Source organism: Ruegeria sp. C5 (assembly GCF_056537605.1).
On the sequence record NZ_JBQFRX010000001.1, the window covers coordinates 1502482 to 1523891 of the forward strand.

The following is a 21410-nucleotide window of genomic DNA, read 5'->3' on the forward strand; positions in this document are numbered from 1 at the left end:
TCCGCAGCCACTTCAGGCTGCGGGCAGGTTCTGTTCTATCGTTTCGAGCGCCCGTGCCAACGCGGCCTCGATGCTCAGGTTTGACGTATCAAGCTGCACGGCGTCATCTGCAGGTTTCATCGGTGCAGTGCTGCGATCCGCGTCACGTGAGTCACGCTCTTTGACATCCGCAAGCACCTGTTCGCGTGACACGTCCGAACCTTTGGCCGAAAGCTCAAGATATCGCCGTTCCGCCCGGACTTCGGGACTGGCGGTGACAAACAGTTTGACCTCAGCGTTTGGGCAAATCACGGTTCCAATATCGCGCCCGTCCAGCACGGCGCCTCCGGCGCGACGGGCAAACGCCCGCTGAAAATCAACGAGTGCGCTTCGGACTTCAGGAATGACCGCAACTTTCGAGGCCGCCTGTGCGATCTCAGCCGTACGCAGATCGCCCTGCTGCAATTCTTCTGCTGTCAGGGACCCAGCCGCTGCAACCGGTTCGTCACCTTGCAGCATACGACGCCCCACTGCGCGATAGAGAAGACCGGTATCCAGATGCGCAAACCCGAAATGCGCGGCAACGCCCTTGGAAATCGTCCCCTTGCCCGCCGCCGCAGGGCCGTCGATAGCTACGGTGAATCTCATGTACGCTCGACCTTGGCACCGAGCGCGGCCATCAAAGGCTCAAAAATCGGGAACGACGTTGCGATCGGTCCGCCGTCATCCACCGAAACCGCCTTTTTAGCTCCCATCCCCATGACCATGAACGACATGGCAATGCGGTGGTCCAAGAAGCTTTCGCAGGTCCCACCACCGGGCACACCGCCGATGCCGAGACCGTCGACTGACCACCATTCGTCACCCTCGTTCACGGTCACACCGTTGGCGCGCAGGCCACGGGCCATTGCGTCGATCCGGTCACTTTCCTTGACGCGCAGCTCTTTCACGCCGCCCATCAATGTTGTGCCGGTCGCATTTGCGGCCACAACAGACAGCACCGGGTATTCATCGATCATCGACGCCGCGCGTTCGGGCGGGACGTTGATCCCCTTCATGTTGGGCGAGTATTTTGCACGCAGATCGGCAACCGGTTCACCCCCCTCTTCGCGCTCGTTTTCGTAGGTCAGATCGGCACCCATTTCGCGCAGCGTGGTGAACAGGCCTGCGCGGGTCGGGTTCAGGCCGATACCGGGGACCAACACGTCCGAGCCCGGTGTGATCAGTGCGGCACAGACGGGGAAGGCCGCACTGGACGGGTCGCGCGGCACGGCGATGACTTGTGGCTTCAGCTCGGGCCGACCAGTCAGCGTAATGACGCGCCCTTCATCCGTGTCCTCGACCGTGATTTCTGCGCCGAAGCCCGCAAGCATCCGTTCGGAATGATCGCGAGTCGCTTCTTTCTCAATCACGATGGTCTTGCCGGGGGCGTTAAGCCCTGCCAGCAGAACGGCGGATTTCACCTGCGCCGACGGCACAGGCACCTCATAGCGCACCGGGGTGGGGTCCGCAGCACCGATAATGGTCATCGGCAGACGTCCACCGTCTCGGCCGACAGATTGGGTTCCGAACAGCGCCAGCGGATCGGTGACGCGCGCCATCGGACGTTTGTTCAGGCTCGCATCTCCGGTGAAGGTCGCTGTGATCGGAGAAGTCGCCATCGCCCCCATGATCAGGCGCACGCCAGTGCCCGAATTGCCACAATCGATTACCTGATCTGGTTCGGAAAAACCACCAACGCCCACGCCATGCACCGACCATTCACCACCGCCATGATCCGTTACTTCGGCCCCAAAGCCACGCATGGCCTTAGCGGTGTCCAATACGTCCTCGCCTTCCAGCAGGCCCGATATCTTGGTTTCTCCCACAGCCATTGCCCCCAGGATCAGGGACCGGTGCGAGATCGACTTGTCCCCGGGCACCTCTGCGGTGCCTGTCAGCGGGCCGCAAGGCTGCGACGTCATCGGGATGGGCGTGCCGTGTCCGGACATGGGGGCTCCTGTTTTCGCTATCAGTCCTCAGGCCGATTAGCGAATTGGGGCCGGTTGGTCCAGCGACAATCAGTCTTTGCGGCGGAAGGTCAGGTAATGGGGTGTACGGCCTTCGCGCAGCGCCTTCTGTTCGTAGCGCGTGGAAATCCAGTCATCCCACGGCTCACGCCAGTCGGCGGGACGCTCGGCCAACCATTCGAAGCCTGCCCGCGGCACCTCTTCCAGCGTTTGGCGCACATAGTCAGGGATGTCTGTGGCAACGCGAAAGATTGAGCCTGGCTTCAACGCGCGCGCCAAAGGCTCCAGATGTTCAGGTGTGACAAACCGACGGCGGTGATGCCGTGTTTTGGGCCATGGATCGGGATAGAGCAGAAAAGCGCGCGATATGCTGGCTTCAGGCAAAACGTCGAACAAGTCTCGCGCGTCCCCGGGATGTACGGCAAGGTTTTCAACACCGGCCTGACGGATTTTACCCAACAGCATCGCAACACCATTGATATAGGGTTCGGCTCCGATGATGCCGATATCCGGGTTTTGCTGAGCCTGATGCACCAGATGCTCGCCGCCGCCAAAGCCGACCTCAAGCCAGACAGGCTTGCCTCTGAATAGACCGTCGAGATCGAGCGGATCGCGCTCAGGATTACCGTCCCAATCCACCGTACCGGGGGACAAGGCAGCAAGATCTTCCGACAGATAAGTCTTTTGACTGGGCTTCAGGGTTTTGCCCTTAAAGCGGCCATAAAAATTTCTGCGCGGGCGTTGTGGGGTCTTTGTACTCATGGCGCAGCCCTTACTGCGGGGCTGAAATTGTTGCAAGTGGTCGCCGACTTGCAAAAAAACGCGCCGAAACCGGCGCGTTTTTCTAATTGTTGATCAGACCGCCTGTTTCAGCGCGTCCACCAGATCGGTGCGCTCCCAGCTAAATCCGCCGTCCGCATCGGGTTCACGACCAAAGTGGCCATAAGCAGCGGTCCTCTGATAAATCGGCTTGTTGAGTTGCAGATGTTGGCGAATTCCGCGCGGAGTCAGGTCCATCACCTGCCCAACTGCTTTTTCGATCACTGCATCGGCAATCTGGCCAGTTCCATGCGTGTCGGCATAGATCGAGAGGGGCTTTGACACCCCAATCGCATAGCTCAACTGAATGGTGCAGCGCTCTGCCATCCCTGCAGCAACGACATTCTTGGCCAGATAACGCGCTGCATAAGCCGCCGAGCGGTCCACCTTGGTTGGGTCTTTGCCCGAGAATGCGCCACCACCGTGAGGTGCTGCACCGCCATAAGTGTCGACGATGATCTTGCGACCGGTCAGACCCGCATCACCATCCGGACCGCCGATGACGAACTTGCCGGTGGGATTCACGTGCCATTCGGTTTCGGCGGTCAGCCAGCCGTCAGGGAGGGTTTCACGGATATAGGGCTCGACAATGGCGCGAATATCACCCGAGGTCAGCGCCTCATCCATGTGCTGCGTCGAAAGCACGATTGAGCTGACACCGACTGGCGTGCCGTCGCGATAGATAACAGACAACTGTGATTTTGCATCCGGGCCAAGGGCGGGTTCACTGCCATTTTTGCGAACTTCAGCGAGACGGCGAAGGATAGCATGCGAGTATTGGATCGGCGCAGGCATAAGCGCTGGCGTCTCGGTCGTGGCATAGCCGAACATGATGCCCTGATCGCCTGCACCTTCGTCTTTGTTATCGGCAGCATCCACGCCTTGCGCGATATGGGCCGACTGCTCGTGCAACAGGTTCGTCACTTCGACGGTTTCGTGGTGAAACTTGTCCTGCTCGTAGCCGATATCTTTGATACATGCCCGCGCGATATCGTCGATATGCGCCATATAATCATGCAGCTTGTCCTGATCCGACAGACCCACTTCACCGCCGATTACCACGCGATCCGTGGTGGCAAAAGTTTCGCAGGCAACGCGGGCCTCGGGTTCTTCGCGCAGGAATGCGTCTAGTACTGCATCGGAAATACGATCGCAGACCTTATCCGGGTGTCCTTCGGAAACGGACTCCGAAGTAAAAGTATAATTCTGTCGGGACATGAATGTGCTCCATTAAGTTTACCCCACCACGTCAGGAAGCCGTTGTGACAGGCGTGCGACCGAATACGCTTAGCGTTTGACAGGGTCAATCGGAATTTGGTCGTTTACGCGCCGGGCGTGCCGACATAGCAGCGCAAATAGCACCAACAAAGCTAAAAGTACCGGACTGTCTCCAATTCGAGAATAAACGGTCGGGGCATGAGGACGCGGCAATTCGGCGTCGATAAACCCCGCTTGCCCAAGCGCCAGCGCCTCGGTGATCCGCCCCAATGGGTCAATCATTGCCGAAACTCCGGTATTGGCCGAGCGCAACATCGGCAGGCCTTGTTCGATTGCACGCATCTGCGCCTGGGCGAGGTGCTGATACGGGCCGGAACGCGTTCCGAACCAAGCGTCGTTTGTAATCTGCAAAAGAAAATCCGCACGATCCGGCGCGGATAAAATATCCTGCGTGAATACCGCCTCGTAGCAGATCAGCGGCAGCGCCTTGCCAAGCACGCCTACATCCATCAATGCGGCACCTGGCCCCGCGCTAAAGCCATTCCCTGTGGTTGCGGCCATCCCGTAGATACCGAAACGTGCCATCACTTCACCAAATGGCACGTATTCCCCAAAGGGCACCAGGTGATGTTTATCGTATAGCCCGTCTTGCTGACCCTCCTCATTTAGATAGATCATCGAGTTATAGATCTGCTGCCCATCGGCACGCTGAATGCCCAGGACTACCGGGGCGCCCTGTGCCGCTTCGCCAATTGCTGAAAGATAGGGCTGCGCGCTGCCCAACCATGCCGGGACCGAGGTTTCCGGCCAGACGATTAGGTCCGGGCGGGGCTCGGCCGCTGTGAATTCAAGTTGGCGTGCAAAAAACACTGACGCATATGCAGGATCCCATTTCTGGTCCTGGGGTGCATTGGGTTGAATCAGCCGCACGATATGACCAGAGGGCATGACTGGAGGTCGGTTCGCTGCATAGATCAAAGCCAATACCGCACAGCCTGCGGTCAACGCGATCGGTACAACGATGCCGCTTCGGGTCCGATCACTGAACAAGGCTGCGCCCAATGGCACAGTGGCGAACAGTGTCAGCGTCCCCAAACCATAGGGGCCGACAAGCGACAGGATCTGGGCAAATGGCGTATCCACCCAAATCTGCGCGATGCCAGCCCAAGGGAACCCGGTCAGAATGTAGCCGCGCGCAAACTCGACCAGTGCCAGCGTCACAGACAGCAAAGCCGCCTGCAAGACGGGTGCTCCACCGATGCGTTTCGTAACTCCAAAGGCCAACGCCCAGAACAGGGCTAACCCGCCGGATAAAAAGATCAGCGCAAAAGGGGCCATCCACGCATGGCGTTGGGCATCAACCAGAAACGGCTCGATAATCCAGCTTAACGCGTGTGCGAAATAGCCCGTTGCGAAGACCCAACCCAGCAAAGCCGCCCGGCGAATTGTCTCAGCGCTCAGAAACAACGGCGCTATTAGCACCAGCGACAGCACGGTTACCGGCCAATACCCTAATGGAGCAAGACCACAGGCCGCTGCAACACCCAACAGCGCCGCCAGCACCAACCGCAGCCAAAAGGGCCACCCATCGGCAGGGTTCATGCAACAATATCCGGCAGCATGACACGCAGCCGTTTTATCCGGCGCGGGTCTGCATCAATGACCTCGAACTCGGGCCCTTCGGGGTGGCATACAACCTCACCACGCGCCGGGACCCGCCCCGAGAGCATGAAGACCAGACCGCCCAAAGTGTCGATCTCTTCTTCATCTACATCTTCGTGGCTGGTCAGTGAGCGGCCAATCTCGGCCTCGAATTCTTCAAGCGGCACGCGCGCCTGCACGACGTAGCAGCCGGGTTTCTCTTGTATCCATAGCTGATCTTCGTCGGCATCATGTTCGTCGGCGATCTCACCCACAACCTGTTCAATCAGGTCCTCGATGGTCAGCAAACCATCGACCCCACCGTATTCATCGATCACCAAAGCCATATGGCGACGCTCGGTCTGCATCTTGGTCAACAACACGCCAATTGGCATCGATGGCGGCACGAACAGCAAAGTCCGCAGCATCGACTTCAGATCAAAATCGGACGAGTTGCCGTTAAAGCCATGGGTCAGCGCGAAGTCCCTGAGATGCACAAACCCCAGTGGCGTATCCAGCGTGCCATCGTAAACCGGGATGCGAGACAAGCCGCTGTCGCGGAAAATCTGCACAAGCTCGTCTTTTGGGGTTGTCGAGGGGACCGAGACGATCTCGGCTGTCGGGATCGCAACATCTTCGACCCGCATTCTGCGCAGGTTGATCATGCCCCTTGGCTGAGCGCTGACGACCTCGGCCCCGTTTAGCTGGCTGGTCTCTTCGCCCTGAGAAGAAAATGCGTCGATGAGTCGAGAAAAAAGCCCGCCTCTTTCGTCGCTGTCATTGTTGCTGTTCTGAGAATGCGCGCCATGCGCCGCCCTAGAACTGCCGTCTGTTTCGCCCATTATCCTGTTCCAAATGATCGGGCAAAGGTGCCCATGTCATACATTATATGGGTCATCTATACCCAGTTTGCCAAGTATCTCGACCTCGACCCTTTCCATCAAAGTGGCGTCGAGGTCACGAATGTGATCATACCCCAGCAAATGTAGTGTACCGTGAACGATCAGATGCGTCACGTGATCGTCGGTGCTTTTGCCGGCTTCAGCTGCTTCGCGCGCGCAGGTGTCATAAGAGATCGCAATGTCGCCCAGCACGATTTCGCCAGTAAAGTCAGGTTGCGGAGCCGGCGGAGTGTCTCCCGCCCGATCCGGGGCCAGTTCTTCGGCAGGCCAGCTGAGGACGTTGGTCGGCGTGGATTTTTCACGAAATTCAGCATTCAATTCAGCGATCCGTGCATCATCGCAGCCCAGCAAGCTGATTTCGCATTGATCCGCTTCAAGATCGCAATACTCCAGAACAGCAGCAATTGCGCGCGTGGCCAAAGGCTCCAGCCCGCGCCAGCGATCATCCTCAAGCGTGATTTCCAGATTCATACCTTTGGCTCCGAGCCCAGCTTCAATCGGCGCCTTGAAAGTTATCCGGTTTCGCGCCCCGCATCGGCCTCATACGCCTCGATAATGGCGGCGACAAGCGGATGGCGGACGACATCTTTCGAGGTGAAATAGTTGAAGCTGATATTCGGGATCGTTTTCAGCAACCGTTCGGCATCCTTGAGACCCGACTGCACACCGCGCGGCAGATCAACCTGAGACCGGTCGCCGGTGATAACCATCCGGCTACCTTCACCAAGCCGAGTCAGGAACATCTTCATCTGCATCGTTGTGGCATTCTGCGCTTCGTCCAGCACCACAAATGCATTTGCCAGCGTACGACCGCGCATGAAGGCAAGCGGAGCAATCTCGATCCGCTTTTCTTCGATCAGCTTGGCAAGTTGTTTTCCGGGCAGGAAATCATTCAGCGCGTCATAAAGCGGCTGCATGTAGGGATCGACCTTATCCTTCATGTCACCGGGCAGGTAACCGAGCTTTTCACCGGCCTCGACCGCCGGACGGCTGAGAATGATGCGGTCAACGTGCCCGCCAATGAACATGGACACCCCGACCGCAACGGCCAGATAGGTTTTGCCGGTGCCCGCGGGACCAATGCCAAAGGCCAGTTCGTTGTTGAACAGCGACTGTACATAGGCCTTCTGGGCGTCGGTGCGCGGTTCGACCAGTTTTTTGCGTGTCTTGATCTCGACCGTGCCACCCTTGAACATCTCAAGCTGGTCACCATCGCGCGTGCCAGTTCCGACCTCGGAATTGCCCATGCGCAACTCGCGGTCGACATCTGCGGCTTCCACATCACGCCCACCTTCGAGCCGTGTATAGAGGGCCTGTAGAACCTCAATCGCCTGCTTTTGCGAATCCTCGTCGCCCAGCACGACAAGCTGATTGCCGCGTCGCACAATCTGCACCGAGAGCTTCTGTTCGATATCGGTCAGGTTGCGGTCATATTCACCGCATAAATCGATCAATAATCTGTTGTCGGGGAATTCAACAAGCGCCTCACGCTGGGGCATGTCATCTTGCGGTGGGGTCAGGGCACCGATGGCCAATCCGTTCTCCTGTCTTGGCGTTTCATCTTGAGCGTAGACAAACTGTAGAGGTAGACGCAAGCGGCAGTTTCAAAATTTGCACACCGCATGACAAATGCGCCGATGAACGCTGAAACAGCCATCTATGAACGCCAATCGCACGGGTATCAGAATGTATAATTCAACCCGATCCGTAGTCCGCGATAGCTTGGCGTCGATTTGGTCGAGAATGACGGACCCAGTTCGACCGTTTTTGATTCGAACTGCAGATACTCGATCTCGCCGGTGATCGACCAATTTTCGTTCAGTTTGTGTTCAGCGCCCAAGCTGGCCGAGAAACCTTGTCGGCGGTCCTCGCTCTCAAATCGGCTGGTCCCGCTCGCATCAGTTAGTGAGCCTGACGTGGTGATATCGCCGCGGACATAACCCACAGTCACGAAATATAGGACACTGCCGCTGCGGTTCGTCAGCCCGTTCCGTAAGCGGATGGACAATACATCCGAGATCGCGGATCTGCCGCTGACCTCTGCCCCACCGGATCGGGACGAGGTGATGTCATCGAGCGTGCCAAAGTCATAGCCGACTTCCAGCCCATACACATAGTCGCGCCCACCTCTGGCTGGCAGAATGCCGCGCCAGCCACCGCGAAAACCTGCGAAATTTCCGCTTGGCTTAAGGTCGCCCGCAGCAAACGTGTCTCCGTCGTTCACGCGCAGGCCAAACTCGTCCGAACCGCCCGAGGCATGTCCGGCGCTGACCCCCAGATAGAACGCATTGACGTCGCGCGCGAAACGCTGAGACGAGATTACGTCGGGCTCAGTGACTTCCCCGACGACATCGCCGGCCAAAGTCGGGGCAGCGCAAGATAGAAACACGACAGTCGCCGACAAAACACGGGAAAGGTTTACACTCGGAAAACGTATCCAGCTCACTACTCGTACCCTCCGCAAAGGCGGGCCGTCAGGCGGGGTCGGTGCGTTTGTCGACACCCAAAATTCGGCCCAGAAAAATCTAGCCTTCCTCGGAACATAGTTCCAAGCCATAAATCAAGGGTTAAATTTCAAGGCGAAAACCCTTTGCGGGCCAGCCACAAGGGATCAGACCAACTCACCACCCAGCGAGTTCGCGCCAGACGATTTTATCCTTACCTTACGTAAGTCGCCGCTCGCGATATCAGCGTCCGCGACGTGAACCGCATGCAGATACTCGGATTTTCCAACCATCTGGCCCGGTTGCCGCCCAGGCTTTTCAAACAGGACATTAACTGTCTTTCCGACCATCGAGTCCTGAATCTCGCGCTGGTGGCGCGTGATCAACCCTTGCAAGCGCTGCAGGCGTGCATCCGCCACTTCGGCCTCGACCTGTGGCCGTTCTGCTGCAGGTGTGCCGGGTCGCGTCGAGTATTTGAAGGAATAGGCGTAGCCGTATTTGACCTCTTCGACCAAATCCAGAGTAGCCTGAAAATCCTCTTCCGTTTCTTCCGGAAAGCCCACGATGAAATCGCCGGACATCAGAATATCGGGGCGCGCTTCTCGGATACGCTCGATCAATCGCAGATAGCTTTCAGCCGTATGGCTGCGGTTCATCCGCTTTAGAATTTTGTCCGACCCCGACTGCACCGGCAAATGCAGATATGGCATCAACTTCTCACAGGTGCCATGCGCTTCGATCAGCGCATCATCCATGTCGTTCGGGTGCGAGGTGGTAAAGCGTATGCGCTCTAGCCCGTCGACCTTGTTCAATTCCCAGATCAGACCGGCAAGGGTCATGTCTCCGTCCGGTCCAGCCCCGTGATAGGCATTTACGTTCTGCCCCAGCAGCGTGATCTCACGCACACCGCGTTCAACCAGATCGCGGGCCTCACGCAGGATGCGATCTGCCGGGCGGCTGACCTCGGCCCCGCGTGTATAGGGCACAACGCAGAAGGCACAGAACTTGTCACACCCCTCCTGCACGGTCAGAAATGCCGTCGGTCCGCGCTTGGCCTTGGGGCGGTTCTTGAGCTTTTCGAATTTGTCTTCTTCGGGGAACTCGGTATCCAGCGCCTTTTCACCCGCGCGCGTCTTCGCCTCCATCTCGGGCAGGCGATGATAGCTTTGCGGCCCCACCACCAGATCGACAAGCGGCTGGCGGCGGATGATTTCCTCGCCTTCGGCCTGAGCGACGCAACCTGCGACACCGATTTTAAGGTCCGGCTTTTCCGCCTTGAGGCCCTTGAAACGGCCCAGTTCGGAATAGACTTTCTCAGCTGCCTTTTCTCGAATGTGGCAGGTATTTAGCAGGATCATATCCGCATCATCGGGCGATTTGGTCTCGACATAGCCCTGTCCGCCCAGCGCTTCGGCCATGCGTTCGCTGTCATAGACGTTCATCTGACAGCCATAGGTCTTGATAAACAGCTTTTTCGGTTCAGACATGGGTTGGCCTTTGCAGTCGCTGGGTCGGCGTCGTCTATACGTATCGAACGCCGCTTGCAATGCTGGCGCAATTACCCGAATTTGGCGGGAATTTCCAGCAAGGCGGCAACGAAACCAACGATGCAGTACGAATCCCTTGATCACCTTCTGAAATCCGATCGGTCGATCCTGAGCAAGGGACCCGTGGCACTGATATTTGCCGAAGATAATGTCGAGCTAGAAGGGACGCTGCACCATCATTTGAAGCTGGGGTTCAAATCCGTGATCACATTCCTGCCCCAAGAATTCACGCTGGATGAAGCGCTGGAGGAAAGGGTTCATCGAGTGACGATGACCTGCGCGCCCAGAACCGTCGTATTTGAGGCCGTCAATCGGATCATTCAGGCGGCTCAGGGTGCATGGGTATACTACTGCTACAACTCTGAATATCTGTTCTACCCTTTCTGCGAGACCCGCTCGGTCGGAGAGTTACTGGCCTTCCATTCTGAAGAACGGCGCCAGGCCATGCTGACCCATGTGATCGATCTGTATGCGAATGATCTGACGGCCTATCCAAACGGAGTGGCCCCCAATCACGCAATGCTGGACAAGACCGGATACTACGCCCACACGCGGCATGACGCATCTGGCAAGCCGCTAGAGCGGCAACTGGATATGTCCGGTGGTCTGCGCTGGCGGTTCGAAGATCATATCCCGTATGAACGACGCCGGATCGATCGGATTTCGCTGTTCAAAGCAAAACCCGATCTGAGACTTCTGCCTGATCACACTTTCAATGAGCCGGAATATAACACCTACGCCTGCCCGTGGCACAACAACCTGACCGCGGCGATCTGTTCGTTCCGGGCGGCCAAAGCATTGAAGACGAACGCCGGATCGACGTTCGATATCTCCAACTTCTGCTGGAACCATTCAACTCCGTTCGAGTGGGATTCGCGCCAATTGCTGGATCTGGGCCTGATCGAATCGGGCCAGTGGTTCTAGGTTCTAACGCTGTAGCAGAACTGGGAACCAGTCCTCACGCAGCCTTTGCCCAGGCACCATTTCATGTCCCGGAAATGGCGGCGAAGTCCGGCCTGGACGCTCGACATAACGTGCATCATCACCAACCAATCGCAGCGAAAATGCCCTGCGTCGGCTATCGGAAGTATTGCCTCGGGCCCCGTGTAGCGTGCGATAGTTGAAGGCCACTGCATCACCGGGCTCCATTTCAAATTCTACAATCTTCATCCTTTCGGCATCTGGGTCCGGAATCGGCATGTACTGGCCCTCGTCAGGGAAGAAACCTTCTTCCGAGACCCAGCGGGTAGGTAGCACTTCTTTTTCCCAGCGGTGCGAACCGGCAACGCAGCGCAAGGTCGCTTGTTTCACCGGATCCAACGGTGACCAGAAGCTGATATTCTGTTGACCATCCACAAAATAGTATGGCCCATCCTGATGCCACGGCGTTGCCATCGAGGTTCCGGGTTCCTTCACCAGAACATGGTCATGGAACATCTGCACAGATTGCGACTGCATGAGGTCGGCCGCTACTTCAGCAGCAGGAGATTTTTCGATCACTTCACGAAACTGCGGGATACGGGACCAGTTGCAATAGTCGTCAAAAAAACGGCCGGTTTCGCCATCTTTCCTGTTCTCCGAAGCATAAGGACCCGGCTCGGCCATATTCGCGGCAACCCCGGCCCGTAGGGTTTCAATATGATCGGCGAACAGGCCTTTAACCAACACAACGCCGTCCGTCTGGAAGTTGTCGATCATGGCCTGAGAAACAAGAGAGTGAGTCATTGCGGTCTCCTTAGATTTGTCGCCCGATCTGCGCATGAATAAGACATCTGTTCAAATCATATCTTTCAATTTAGGTATTAACTCTATGTTATACCTCACTCTGCGCCAATACGAATATGTTTGCGCCATCGGTCGGCATGGCAGCCTGTCTGCTGCGGCACAACGCCTAAATGTCTCGCAACCTGCCTTGTCCAATGCGCTGACCCGGGTCGAATCACGTTTGGGATATCCACTGTTTGCCCGAAGACGGGGTGCCGCGATGGCGCTGACCCCGCAGGGCCGCAAATTCATCGAAGAGGCCGAGGCCTTGTTGAAGCGAGCTGCGCTTTTGGAACAGTCAAAGCAGCCGATAACCGGCGAACGCCGATTGCGCCTGGGATGCTTTGTCGATCTGGCACCCTTTCTTCTGGCCCAATCTCTGCACCGCCTGCAAGAAGCTTTGCCCGACGTCGCCCTGACACACGGGGTTGAGACGTTCGAAGGCCTGATTTCCGGCTTGATCGATGGCAGATACGATTTTGCACTCACCTATGACCTCGGCATGGATGCCGGTTTTTCCTGCAAGAAGTTGTTCGACAGCACCCCACACGCACTGCTTTCACCTGATCATACACTGGCGGCGGCCAATCAGCTCACCCTGACCGAGCTAGCGTCATATCCACTGATTCTGTCTAAAGAGGGTTTGTCTGCACAGCATGTACTCGCGCTTTTCAGACGCAAAGGTTTGAACCCCACAATCTCGCACCGAGCGGAATCATTGGAGCTTTCGCGCAGTCTGGCCGCTCATGGGGAAGGCATCGGGATAAGCTATACCAGCCCTAAAAACGGCTTCAGTTATGATCAGGTCCGCGTGATAAGCCTGCCGATCACCGATCCAGATGCAACCGAATCTGTTGTATTGGCACGGCATGGCACGGGGCCGACTGATCCGCTGATCACGCAGGCTGAGCATGCGTTGGTTACGTTGTTATTTAAGGATTAGAGGTTACTTCTTCCGCAGGCGGATCACCACATCGACCGATGCGATTTCGACGCCTTCAGGAGCTTCCGGCAATTGTTGGATTACCAATTGATCGGATGGTGCATCGCTCAGACGGCTTTCGTCTTCCCAATAGAAATGCGGATGGTCATGCGTGTTGGTGTCGAAATAGCTTTTGGACCCGTCAACAGTGATCTCTTGAAGCACCCCGGCATCGCAAAACGCCCGCAATGTGTTGTATACGGTCGCCAGCGAAACCGCGTCACCTTTGGCTTTTGCGGATTCAAACAGGCTTTCCGCTGTCACATGACGATGCAGACCGTCGCCCACAAGCAATTCGGCCAAAGCAACCCTTTGGCGCGTGGGGCGCAAACCTGCGTCAACCAACCAATTTGCAGCGATCTCACGGCTCTGAGGTGTCATGAATCCGATACCTGTGTTTTGCTGCCCTTAATATAAGTGCGCCCTGCCTGCAATTTCAAATGAAATTCATTCGCAAAGAATATTGTAGTCACAACAAGATATGGAGTGCTGGTCTTGCAGGACCTTGCATACGGGTGATAGACGAGGCCAGATGTAATAAACGGACCCAGGCAGGAGAGGCGGCAGAATGGCCCAATTCCCGAGCAGTTTTGACAAGGACGATCTGCTGAAATGCGCCCGCGGCGAACTATTTGGCCCTGGCAACGCGCAGTTGCCGGCTCCGCCGATGTTGATGATGGACCGCATTACCGAGATTTCCGGCGACGGTGGAGCGCATGGCAAGGGTCATGTGCTGGCCGAATTCGATATCACACCTGAGCTTTGGTTCTTTGACTGCCATTTCCCTGGCAATCCGATCATGCCCGGCTGTCTGGGCCTGGACGGTTTGTGGCAACTGACCGGCTTCAACCTCGGCTGGCGCGGCTGGCAAGGACGTGGCATGGCCGTTGGCGTCGGAGAGGTCAAGTTGACCGGCATGGTGCGCCCGGACCGGAAGATGCTGACCTATAAGATTGATTTCAAAAAGGCGATCCAGACGCGCCGCCTGACCATGGGTGTGGCAGATGGCATCGTCGAAGCCGATGGCGAATTGATATACGACGTCAAGGATATGAAGGTCGTTCTGTCAGACGCCTGAGCCTGACCGGCCGCAATAAGGAGTACGCAAATGCGTCGAGTAGTCGTCACCGGTCTGGGGGTTGTGTCCTCGATCGGGAACAATGCCGAAGAGGTGCTCGCCTCGCTCAAAGCAGGCAAATCCGGCATCGTAGCAAGCGAACAGATGGTCGAGCACGGCTTTCGCAGCCAGATCGCCGGTTCGCTGAAAATCGATGTGGCCGATCACGTGGACAAGCGGACCCTGCGGTTCATGGGTCCGGGTGCTGCCTATGCCCATATCGCGATGAATCAGGCCATCGCGGACGCCGGGCTGACCGAAGATCAGGTGGTCAATCCGCGCACAGGTCTGGTGGCAGGTTCGGGTGGACCATCGACCAGCGCGATGTTGACTGCGCACCAAACCGTGCTGAAAACCGGCGCAACCAAACGGATCGGCCCGTTTGCAGTGCCAAAGTGCATGTGTTCGACGATTTCTGCGAACTTGGCGACCGCGTTCAAAATCAAAGGTATCAACTACTCGATCACCTCGGCCTGCTCGACCTCGCTGCACTGCATCGGCAATGCGGCTGAACAGATCATGCTGGGAAAGCAGGATGTGATGTTCGCAGGTGGAGGAGAAGAGCTGGACTGGACCCTGTCCTGCCTGTTCGACGCGATGGGTGCGATGTCGTCCAAGTACAACGAGACACCTGATAAAGCCTCGCGCGCATTCGATCAGAACCGCGACGGATTTGTGATTTCCGGCGGTGGCGGCATCGTGGTTCTGGAAGACCTCGAGCATGCGCTGGCGCGCGGTGCGAAAATCTATGCCGAAGTAACCGGCTATGCCGCGACATCTGATGGGCACGACATGGTGGCACCATCCGGCGAAGGCGGCGAGCGCGCGATGCGTCTGGCGCTGTCGACCGTGCCCGAAGGCCGCAAGGTCGGCTATATCAATGCCCACGGCACCTCGACCCCAGTGGGCGACGTCGGAGAAGTCGAAGCCGTACGCCGTATCTTTGGTGAAGGCAGTGTGCCTCCGATTTCATCGACAAAATCGATGACCGGTCACGCGCAAGGCGCAGCGGGCGCGCTTGAGGCGATCTTCTGCCTGCTCATGCTGGAACATGATTTCATTACTCCGTCGATCAATGTCGACACACTTGCCGACGGCATCCTGCCCGGTGAAATTGCAACTCAAGTGGTTGAAAACGCAGGCTTGGACAGCGTGATGACCAATAGCTTCGGCTTTGGCGGCACCAACGGATCCATGGTTCTGTCGAAGTATAACGGGTGAACAAGATGTCGGATATTCTCAAGGGTAAACGCGGCCTGATCATGGGCGTGGCTAATGACCGCTCTATCGCGTGGGGCATCGCCAAAGCCATGCACGAAGCAGGCGCTGAGCTGGCTTTCACCTATCAGGGCGAGGCGTTTGGCAAACGGCTTGAACCGCTGGCCCAAAGCTTGGGCAGCGACTTCATGGTCGATGCGGATGTGACCGATGATGATTCACTGGATCGCGCGTTTGGCGAGTTGTCCGCCCGCTGGCCAACAATAGATTTTGTTGTCCACGCTATCGCTTATTCGGACAAGTCCGAACTGACCGGTCGATTCTTGAACACCACGCGGGCAAACTTCAAACACTCGCTGGATGTGTCGGCCTATTCGTTCATCGAAGTTGCCCGTCGCGCCTATCCGCTGATGAAGGACAATGGCGGCACATTGTTGACCCTGACCTATCAAGGATCGAACAAGGTTGTACCAAACTACAATGTCATGGGCGTCGCCAAGGCTGCGCTGGAATCGGCGACGCGCTATCTGGCGAACGATCTGGGCCCCGAGGGTATTCGCGTGAACGCCATCTCGCCCGGCCCGATGAAAACATTGGCGGGTGCGGCTATTGGTGGTGCACGCAAGACCTACAAGTTCTGCGACCAGAACGCACCGATGCGTTCGAATGCCACGCTGGAGGCCGTCGGAGGCACCGCCGTGTATCTTGCGTCCGACGCCGGCAGCTATACTTCGGGTGAGATCATCCGTGTCGATGGCGGGTATCATATTCTGGGCATGCCTCAGCCAGAGGCCATGTGACCATATCTTTCCCTGCGGGTGCCAAGATTTGAACATCTTTGCCCCGCAGGGATTACGATATGAGCAAACTTGAACAGATCCTTGCGAGCAACACGCGCTCGCCAGCTTTGAAACGCAAATCAGGAAGCGGACGTGCGCGTCTTTTGCTGCTGATTCTCACATCGCTGCTGATTGCCTTTGTGTTTCTGACCCAACCGCCCGTGCGCGATGCGATTGAGCCGTTGTTGTCACATATCCCGGGCCTTTGATCCAATCAGCGTCAGTTGATCGAAACGATTTCGATATCGAAGACCAGATCTTGCCCCGCTAGTGGATGATTTGCATCCAAGGTCACCGTCGCCTCATCTACCTCGACGACAGTCACTGGCAATGCCTGACCGTCAGGAGTTTGCATCTGTAACTGCGTGCCAGGTTCAAGCGGAATGTCATCCGGGATGCCTTCACGCGGGATCTGCTGCCGCATGCCCGGATTGATCGGGCCATAGGCGTCAACGCAATCGATCTCGACACGCTTCTTCTCGCCAATCTCCATGCCCGGCAGGGCAGCGTCCAGACCGGGTATGATCTGCCCGGAACCAACCGCAAACTCCAACGGATCGCGCCCCTCGGAACTGTCGAAGACTTTGCCGTCCAGCAGAGTTCCGGTGTAGTGGATGCGAACCGTGTCGCCTTGTTTGATTGCGGTCATGATGGCCTCCGGCCTGAAAAGAAATGAACGGCGCAGCCTAGAGGCTGACACAGCATTGTAAACCCTGCCCTCTTTAACCCCGGAACCGGTTGTGATTACCTGCGCCCGATCAGGGGAGGATCGGATGGCTATCACCACGTGTGTATTCGACGCTTATGGTACTCTGTTTGACGTGGCCGCCGCCGCCAGGCAGGCCGCAACAGAGCCCGGATTTGAAGCGTTGGCTAGCAAATGGCCCGAGTTGGCCAATCACTGGCGTCTGAAGCAACTGCAATATACATGGTTGCGTGCTGTCGCTGATGCGCATTGTGACTTTTGGGATGTCACGCAAGATGGGCTGGATTGGGCCTTGGAAGCGGTAGGCCTTCAGGGGGATAACACCCTTCGGCAGCGTCTGCTGGATTTGTATTGGGAATTGCAGGCCTATCCCGAGGTCCCCGATATGTTGAAGGCGCTGAAGGCCGGTGGGTTGCAGACCGCCATCCTATCCAACGGTTCACCCCCGATGTTGAACGGGGCGGTGCAGTCTGCCGGGATCGGTGATGTGCTGGGTGATGTTCTGTCGGTCGAAAGCGTGGGGGTCTTCAAACCCCATGCCAGCGTATACGATCTGGTGCAGAACCGCTTCGGCTGCGCGCGCGATGAAGTGCTGTTCGTCAGCTCAAACGGGTGGGACGCTGCCGGGGCCAGTGGCTATGGATTTGTCACAGCTTGGGTCAACCGCGCTGGCGAGCCAATGGACCGTCTGCCGTGGAAACCTGCACATGTGCTGCCAGACCTGACGACGATCCCTCAATTGGCAGGGCTTTGATGGCATATTTCACCACCTCGGACGGCAAACGCCTGTACTATGAAGATACCGGCACGGGCCATCCTCTGCTTTGCTTGGCTGGCTTGACGCGCAACTGCCGCGACTTTTCATTTCTTGCGCCACATATGCGTGATCTTCGTATGATTGCGATGGATTATCGCGGGCGCGGCAAGTCCGATTTTGATGCGAACTACATGAATTACAACATCCTGCGCGAGGGGCTGGATGCGGTTGATCTGCTGGATCAACTGGGCTTGAAGAAAGTGACTCTGTTGGGCACATCACGCGGGGGGCTGATCGCCATGGCCTTGGCCGCCAGCCATCCTGACCGGCTGGCAGGTGTGATATTAAATGACGTTGGCCCGGTAATCGAACCCGCCGGCATTGCCAAGATTATGGACTATGTCGGCAATCCCCCAAGTTCACAATCCTATGATGAGGCTGCGCAGGTCCTGCAAACGATGATGGCGCCACAGTTCCCGGGCATCGCTCAGGACGTCTGGAAACTGCAGGTAGAACATCAATACATTCAAACCGATACCGGGCTACAGCTGCGTTATGACCCCGCATTGCGACAAGCGCTGATCGAGCAGGCCGCCATCACCCCGGCACCGGACCTGTGGCCTTTGTTCGACGCCCTGCGTACGATCCCCACCGGTGTGATCCGCGGCGCAAATTCCGACTTGTTGAGCAAAGCCACGGTGCAGAAGATGCACGCACACCACCCCGAATTGATCTCGACCGAAGTGCCGGACCGAGGACATATCCCGTTCCTGAACGAGCCTCAATCCCTAGACCTGATCCGCAAAATACTGGACGCCAAATGAGCAACATAGACATGATCGAAGCCGCCGCCGAGCGGCTGAAAGGTCACGTGCGCGAGACGCCGCTTCTGTCGTCGCCTTTCCTGGATGAAATCGCGGGTCGCTGCGTTCTGATCAAACCCGAATGCCTGCAACACACCGGCAGCTTCAAATTTCGCGGCGCGTGGTCAGCTATTTCGGCACTGGATGAGGCGGCGCGCAACCGGGGCGTCATCGCCTACTCCTCGGGCAATCACGCACAGGGTGTTGCCTATGCAGCGGCTCAACATGGAATCTCGTCCGTCATCGTCATGCCCTCGGATGCGCCGAAGCTGAAGATTGAAAACACCCGCGCGCTGGGCGGTGAGGTCGTCCTTTATGATCGCGCCAGCGAAAGCCGCGAAGACATCGGCGAGGCATTGGCTGCCGAGCGCGGTTTGACCTTGATCCGGCCTTATGACGAACCGCAAGTGATCGCTGGCCAGGGAACAACGGGACTGGAGCTGGCACGTCAGGCACGGGCGCTGGGCGTGACCGAAGGTGACGTTCTGATCTGCTGTGGCGGCGGCGGGCTGACATCTGGTATCGCGCTGGCGTTAGAGCGTCACGCGCCCGGTCTGCGCCCTCGTCCATGCGAGCCTGAAGGGTTCGAAGACGTGAAACGCTCGCTGGCAAGCGGGACGATCCAAAGCAACGACGCTACTTCGGGAAACATCTGCGACGCAATCCTGACGCCACAGCCGGGGCAGATTACCTTTCCCATCCTGCAGCGGCTTTGCGGCCCTGGTCTGTCGGTATCTGAACAGGAATCCCTACGCGCCATGGCCCTTGCGTTTCTGCGTCTGAAGATCGTGCTGGAACCCGGAGGAGCGGTTTCGCTGGCCTCTGCCCTGTTTCGCAAGGATCAGATTGATGGAAATGCGGTGATCGTAGTCGCCTCGGGCGGCAACGTGGATCCGCAGATCTTTGAACGGGCGTTGGAATTCCTTACCTGACAATCGCTTAAAGCCGGTGCAAAATCCGGTCGTAGTCGTTTTAACCGACACCCTGAGCAGACGGGGACGCTAAACATGCATATCGCTGACCTCAAAGATGTTCGGATACACTACCGAATTGATGGCGACGCCGCTGGCGCCCCTATCGTGTTTGCTAATTCACTGGGCACGGATATGCGGCTGTGGGACCCGATATTGCCGCTACTGCCCAAAGGCCTGCGCATCATTAGGTACGACAAACGCGGGCACGGATTGTCAACAGCACCCTCAGCGCCCTATTCCATGGGAAATCTGGTGCGCGACGCCGAGCAATTGCTGGATTATCTAGAGGTCAAGGATTGCGTATTCGTGGGTCTGTCCGTCGGTGGCATGATTGCGCAGGGTCTGGCGGTCAAGCGTATGGATCAGATCCGCGCGCTGGTGCTGTCGAATACGGCCGCCAAGATCGGCACTCCCATGATGTGGCAGCAGCGTATGGATGCTGTCCGTAAAGGCGGGATCGAGGCACTGGCGGATGCCACCATGGATCGGTGGTTCTCGAAATCATTTCGGGCCAGCGCCGAGATGACGCTTTGGCGCAACATGATGGTCCGACAACCGGTCGATGGCTATCTGGGCTGCTGCAGTGCAATTTCTGGCACCGATTTCTATACGCCAACCAGCGGATTGCGCCTGCCGACCTTGGGGATTGCGGGCAGCGAAGACGGCTCAACCCCGCCCGATCTGGTGCGCGAAACGGTCGATCTGATCCCTGGTTCACGCTTTGCGCTGATCCGAAAGGCAGGCCACCTGCCCTGCGTCGAGCGCCCTCAGGACTTTGCCCAATTGATTGGTGATTTTCTGACCGAGATCGGACATATTTGAAGGAGGGATTGTTGGCAGATTTCTTGCTTGTACATGGCTCTTGGCACGGTGCCTGGTGCTGGCGCGATCTGATCCCGGAACTGACCACTTTCGGACATACCGCCCGCGCCATCGATATGCCAAGCCACGGCTCGGACCCGACGCCTATCCGCGATGTCACCCTTGGAACGTGCAGAGATGCCGTGCTGAAGGCTTCGACACCAAAGACCATCATCTTAGGGCACTCGTGGGGTGGATATCCCGTAAGTGCGGCTGCCGAGACCGACCCGAACGCCATGCGAGGTGTGATTTATCTAAGTGCCTATGTTCCGAAATCCGGGCTATCTATGGTCGAAATGCGCAAACGAGCCCCACGCCAACTGATCGGAAATGCCGTCGAAGTATCCGGCGACGGGTTGTCGTATTCGGTGGTACCGGATCAGGTGCACGACCTGCTTTATCACGACTGCGCGCGCGAGGTGGTTGCCTATGCATTCGCGCGCCTGTGCCCCCAGGCGATTGCACCGCAGACTACCCCCCTAGACGTCGGCGATAACTTCGCGCGCGTTCCAAAAGGGTACATCAGAACTACCGATGACAGAATCGTTCCGACCGAATATCAGGCCGAGATGGCGGGCTGCGCGGACCCTGATATGCACCTTACGATAGACAGCTCTCACTCGCCGTTTTTTTCGCATCCTGAGCATCTTGCCGGGTTGATGCACCAGATCTCGCAACGAATGTAGCGAGCCACCGTCGATGTCCCGACCCCGATACGCCGTGCGCCGATCTGTTTGGTTGTCGCACACTGAACCGATGACCCACACAAT

24 protein-coding genes and 1 riboswitch are annotated in these 21410 nt (G+C 57.4%); of the genes, 11 read left to right on the forward strand and 13 right to left on the reverse strand.

What is annotated here, in order from left to right; genetic code table 11:
• Nucleotides 1-12: 12 nt before the first annotated feature.
• The 10 genes from cmk to miaB all read right to left on the reverse strand — a co-directional run bounded on the left by cmk (nucleotide 13) and on the right by miaB (nucleotide 10499).
• Entirely contained in the window at nucleotides 13-627 is a 615-nt protein-coding gene (cmk, locus tag ACR0AW_RS07620; protein WP_170404536.1) for a (d)CMP kinase, read from the reverse strand.
• On the reverse strand, nucleotides 624-1970 hold the full coding sequence (gene aroA / locus ACR0AW_RS07625; protein WP_170733293.1) for a 3-phosphoshikimate 1-carboxyvinyltransferase: 1347 nt from the start codon (nucleotides 1968-1970) through the stop codon (nucleotides 624-626). Before aroA ends, cmk begins: the two co-directional genes overlap by 4 nt.
• A 69-nt stretch (nucleotides 1971-2039) precedes the next feature.
• Complete coding sequence (gene trmB, locus ACR0AW_RS07630) at nucleotides 2040-2750, reverse strand: tRNA (guanosine(46)-N7)-methyltransferase TrmB (RefSeq protein WP_170733294.1); 711 nt, start codon at nucleotides 2748-2750, stop codon at nucleotides 2040-2042.
• Nucleotides 2751-2843: 93 nt separating this feature from the next.
• Nucleotides 2844-4025 carry a methionine adenosyltransferase gene (metK, locus tag ACR0AW_RS07635; RefSeq protein WP_170511314.1) on the reverse strand — a complete coding sequence of 394 codons (1182 nt, stop codon included), beginning with the start codon at nucleotides 4023-4025 and terminating at the stop codon, nucleotides 2844-2846.
• A 5-nt stretch (nucleotides 4026-4030) separates the two neighbouring features.
• A riboswitch (SAM-SAH riboswitch) is annotated at nucleotides 4031-4079 on the reverse strand.
• A 15-nt stretch (nucleotides 4080-4094) separates the two neighbouring features.
• Nucleotides 4095-5627 carry an apolipoprotein N-acyltransferase gene (gene lnt, locus ACR0AW_RS07640; protein ID WP_170733295.1) on the reverse strand — a complete coding sequence of 511 codons (1533 nt, stop codon included), beginning with the start codon at nucleotides 5625-5627 and terminating at the stop codon, nucleotides 4095-4097.
• Entirely contained in the window at nucleotides 5624-6508 is an 885-nt protein-coding gene (locus ACR0AW_RS07645; protein WP_170733296.1) for a hemolysin family protein, read from the reverse strand. Before ACR0AW_RS07645 ends, lnt begins: the two co-directional genes overlap by 4 nt.
• Before the next feature lie 36 nt (nucleotides 6509-6544).
• On the reverse strand, nucleotides 6545-7039 hold the full coding sequence (gene ybeY, locus ACR0AW_RS07650; RefSeq protein ID WP_170404552.1) for an rRNA maturation RNase YbeY: 495 nt from the start codon (nucleotides 7037-7039) through the stop codon (nucleotides 6545-6547).
• Between the two features lie 41 nt (nucleotides 7040-7080).
• The gene (locus tag ACR0AW_RS07655) at nucleotides 7081-8103 is read right to left on the reverse strand and encodes a PhoH family protein (RefSeq protein ID WP_170404555.1); all 1023 of its coding nucleotides are present in this window, start codon (nucleotides 8101-8103) and stop codon (nucleotides 7081-7083) included.
• A 146-nt stretch (nucleotides 8104-8249) separates the two neighbouring features.
• On the reverse strand, nucleotides 8250-9014 hold the full coding sequence (locus tag ACR0AW_RS07660; protein WP_170511305.1) for an outer membrane protein: 765 nt from the start codon (nucleotides 9012-9014) through the stop codon (nucleotides 8250-8252).
• 165 nt (nucleotides 9015-9179) lie between these two features.
• Nucleotides 9180-10499, reverse strand: coding sequence for a tRNA (N6-isopentenyl adenosine(37)-C2)-methylthiotransferase MiaB (gene miaB / locus ACR0AW_RS07665; protein ID WP_170647436.1), 1320 nt, complete (start codon nucleotides 10497-10499; stop codon nucleotides 9180-9182).
• 120 nt (nucleotides 10500-10619) lie between these two features.
• On the opposite strand from miaB, the gene ACR0AW_RS07670 reads away from it, so the two are divergent.
• A complete protein-coding gene (locus tag ACR0AW_RS07670; RefSeq protein WP_170733297.1) occupies nucleotides 10620-11483 on the forward strand; it encodes a hypothetical protein in 864 nt (287 codons plus the stop codon).
• Between the two features lie 3 nt (nucleotides 11484-11486).
• Here ACR0AW_RS07670 and ACR0AW_RS07675 read toward each other — a convergent pair whose 3' ends face one another.
• The gene (locus tag ACR0AW_RS07675; protein WP_170733298.1) at nucleotides 11487-12284 is read right to left on the reverse strand and encodes a phytanoyl-CoA dioxygenase family protein; all 798 of its coding nucleotides are present in this window, start codon (nucleotides 12282-12284) and stop codon (nucleotides 11487-11489) included.
• Between the two features lie 85 nt (nucleotides 12285-12369).
• On the opposite strand from ACR0AW_RS07675, the gene ACR0AW_RS07680 reads away from it, so the two are divergent.
• Entirely contained in the window at nucleotides 12370-13266 is an 897-nt protein-coding gene (locus ACR0AW_RS07680) for a LysR family transcriptional regulator (protein ID WP_170733299.1), read from the forward strand.
• A 3-nt stretch (nucleotides 13267-13269) separates the two neighbouring features.
• Here the strand turns inward: ACR0AW_RS07680 and irrA are convergent, their stop codons facing one another.
• The gene (gene irrA, locus ACR0AW_RS07685) at nucleotides 13270-13686 is read right to left on the reverse strand and encodes an iron response transcriptional regulator IrrA (RefSeq protein ID WP_170397577.1); all 417 of its coding nucleotides are present in this window, start codon (nucleotides 13684-13686) and stop codon (nucleotides 13270-13272) included.
• A gap of 187 nt (nucleotides 13687-13873) precedes the next feature.
• On the opposite strand from irrA, the gene fabA reads away from it, so the two are divergent.
• From fabA to ACR0AW_RS07705, 4 genes are read left to right on the forward strand one after another with little or no spacing between them, the layout of a single operon-like run.
• Entirely contained in the window at nucleotides 13874-14383 is a 510-nt protein-coding gene (gene fabA / locus ACR0AW_RS07690; RefSeq protein ID WP_170397581.1) for a bifunctional 3-hydroxydecanoyl-ACP dehydratase/trans-2-decenoyl-ACP isomerase, read from the forward strand.
• A gap of 30 nt (nucleotides 14384-14413) precedes the next feature.
• A complete protein-coding gene (fabB, locus tag ACR0AW_RS07695; protein ID WP_170733300.1) occupies nucleotides 14414-15643 on the forward strand; it encodes a beta-ketoacyl-ACP synthase I in 1230 nt (409 codons plus the stop codon).
• Nucleotides 15644-15648: 5 nt separating this feature from the next.
• On the forward strand, nucleotides 15649-16440 hold the full coding sequence (locus ACR0AW_RS07700) for an enoyl-ACP reductase FabI (protein WP_170397587.1): 792 nt from the start codon (nucleotides 15649-15651) through the stop codon (nucleotides 16438-16440).
• A gap of 59 nt (nucleotides 16441-16499) precedes the next feature.
• Nucleotides 16500-16688, forward strand: a complete 189-nt coding sequence (locus tag ACR0AW_RS07705; RefSeq protein WP_170397589.1) for a hypothetical protein — start codon at nucleotides 16500-16502, stop codon at nucleotides 16686-16688.
• A gap of 11 nt (nucleotides 16689-16699) precedes the next feature.
• On the opposite strand, the gene ACR0AW_RS07710 is transcribed toward ACR0AW_RS07705, so the two are convergent.
• Nucleotides 16700-17128 (reverse strand): FKBP-type peptidyl-prolyl cis-trans isomerase, encoded by a 429-nt coding sequence (locus tag ACR0AW_RS07710; protein ID WP_170397592.1) that lies wholly within the window; start codon nucleotides 17126-17128, stop codon nucleotides 16700-16702.
• Nucleotides 17129-17252: 124 nt separating this feature from the next.
• Between ACR0AW_RS07710 and ACR0AW_RS07715 the strand changes: the two genes are divergently transcribed.
• The 5 genes from ACR0AW_RS07715 (at nucleotide 17253) to ACR0AW_RS07735 (ending at nucleotide 21326) form a co-directional block, all read left to right on the forward strand.
• On the forward strand, nucleotides 17253-17939 hold the full coding sequence (locus tag ACR0AW_RS07715; RefSeq protein ID WP_170733301.1) for a haloacid dehalogenase type II: 687 nt from the start codon (nucleotides 17253-17255) through the stop codon (nucleotides 17937-17939).
• A complete protein-coding gene (locus ACR0AW_RS07720) occupies nucleotides 17939-18766 on the forward strand; it encodes an alpha/beta fold hydrolase (RefSeq protein WP_170733302.1) in 828 nt (275 codons plus the stop codon). Before ACR0AW_RS07715 ends, ACR0AW_RS07720 begins: the two co-directional genes overlap by 1 nt.
• Nucleotides 18763-19737 (forward strand): threonine/serine dehydratase family protein, encoded by a 975-nt coding sequence (locus ACR0AW_RS07725; RefSeq protein ID WP_170733303.1) that lies wholly within the window; start codon nucleotides 18763-18765, stop codon nucleotides 19735-19737. Before ACR0AW_RS07720 ends, ACR0AW_RS07725 begins: the two co-directional genes overlap by 4 nt.
• A 75-nt stretch (nucleotides 19738-19812) precedes the next feature.
• Nucleotides 19813-20601 carry a 3-oxoadipate enol-lactonase gene (pcaD, locus tag ACR0AW_RS07730; protein WP_170733304.1) on the forward strand — a complete coding sequence of 263 codons (789 nt, stop codon included), beginning with the start codon at nucleotides 19813-19815 and terminating at the stop codon, nucleotides 20599-20601.
• A gap of 11 nt (nucleotides 20602-20612) precedes the next feature.
• On the forward strand, nucleotides 20613-21326 hold the full coding sequence (locus ACR0AW_RS07735; protein ID WP_170397608.1) for an alpha/beta fold hydrolase: 714 nt from the start codon (nucleotides 20613-20615) through the stop codon (nucleotides 21324-21326).
• Nucleotides 21327-21410 lie beyond the last annotated feature (84 nt).

Excerpts from the sequence above, each read along its gene's own strand:
- cmk (WP_170404536.1), bottom strand. The coding sequence starts at position 627 with ATGAGATTCACCGTAGCTATCGACGGCCCTGCGGCGGCGGGCAAGGGG.
- aroA (WP_170733293.1), bottom strand. The coding sequence starts at position 1,970 with ATGTCCGGACACGGCACGCCCATCCCGATGACGTCGCAGCCTTGCGGC.
- trmB (WP_170733294.1), bottom strand. The coding sequence starts at position 2,750 with ATGAGTACAAAGACCCCACAACGCCCGCGCAGAAATTTTTATGGCCGC.
- metK (WP_170511314.1), bottom strand. The coding sequence starts at position 4,025 with ATGTCCCGACAGAATTATACTTTTACTTCGGAGTCCGTTTCCGAAGGA.
- lnt (WP_170733295.1), bottom strand. The coding sequence starts at position 5,627 with ATGAACCCTGCCGATGGGTGGCCCTTTTGGCTGCGGTTGGTGCTGGCG.
- ACR0AW_RS07645 (WP_170733296.1), bottom strand. The coding sequence starts at position 6,508 with ATGGGCGAAACAGACGGCAGTTCTAGGGCGGCGCATGGCGCGCATTCT.
- ybeY (WP_170404552.1), bottom strand. The coding sequence starts at position 7,039 with ATGAATCTGGAAATCACGCTTGAGGATGATCGCTGGCGCGGGCTGGAG.
- miaB (WP_170647436.1), bottom strand. The coding sequence starts at position 10,499 with ATGTCTGAACCGAAAAAGCTGTTTATCAAGACCTATGGCTGTCAGATG.
- ACR0AW_RS07670 (WP_170733297.1), top strand. The coding sequence starts at position 10,620 with ATGCAGTACGAATCCCTTGATCACCTTCTGAAATCCGATCGGTCGATC.
- ACR0AW_RS07675 (WP_170733298.1), bottom strand. The coding sequence starts at position 12,284 with ATGACTCACTCTCTTGTTTCTCAGGCCATGATCGACAACTTCCAGACG.
- ACR0AW_RS07680 (WP_170733299.1), top strand. The coding sequence starts at position 12,370 with ATGTTATACCTCACTCTGCGCCAATACGAATATGTTTGCGCCATCGGT.
- irrA (WP_170397577.1), bottom strand. The coding sequence starts at position 13,686 with ATGACACCTCAGAGCCGTGAGATCGCTGCAAATTGGTTGGTTGACGCA.
- fabA (WP_170397581.1), top strand. The coding sequence starts at position 13,874 with ATGGCCCAATTCCCGAGCAGTTTTGACAAGGACGATCTGCTGAAATGC.
- fabB (WP_170733300.1), top strand. The coding sequence starts at position 14,414 with ATGCGTCGAGTAGTCGTCACCGGTCTGGGGGTTGTGTCCTCGATCGGG.
- ACR0AW_RS07700 (WP_170397587.1), top strand. The coding sequence starts at position 15,649 with ATGTCGGATATTCTCAAGGGTAAACGCGGCCTGATCATGGGCGTGGCT.
- ACR0AW_RS07705 (WP_170397589.1), top strand. The coding sequence starts at position 16,500 with ATGAGCAAACTTGAACAGATCCTTGCGAGCAACACGCGCTCGCCAGCT.
- ACR0AW_RS07710 (WP_170397592.1), bottom strand. The coding sequence starts at position 17,128 with ATGACCGCAATCAAACAAGGCGACACGGTTCGCATCCACTACACCGGA.
- ACR0AW_RS07715 (WP_170733301.1), top strand. The coding sequence starts at position 17,253 with ATGGCTATCACCACGTGTGTATTCGACGCTTATGGTACTCTGTTTGAC.
- ACR0AW_RS07720 (WP_170733302.1), top strand. The coding sequence starts at position 17,939 with ATGGCATATTTCACCACCTCGGACGGCAAACGCCTGTACTATGAAGAT.
- ACR0AW_RS07725 (WP_170733303.1), top strand. The coding sequence starts at position 18,763 with ATGAGCAACATAGACATGATCGAAGCCGCCGCCGAGCGGCTGAAAGGT.
- pcaD (WP_170733304.1), top strand. The coding sequence starts at position 19,813 with ATGCATATCGCTGACCTCAAAGATGTTCGGATACACTACCGAATTGAT.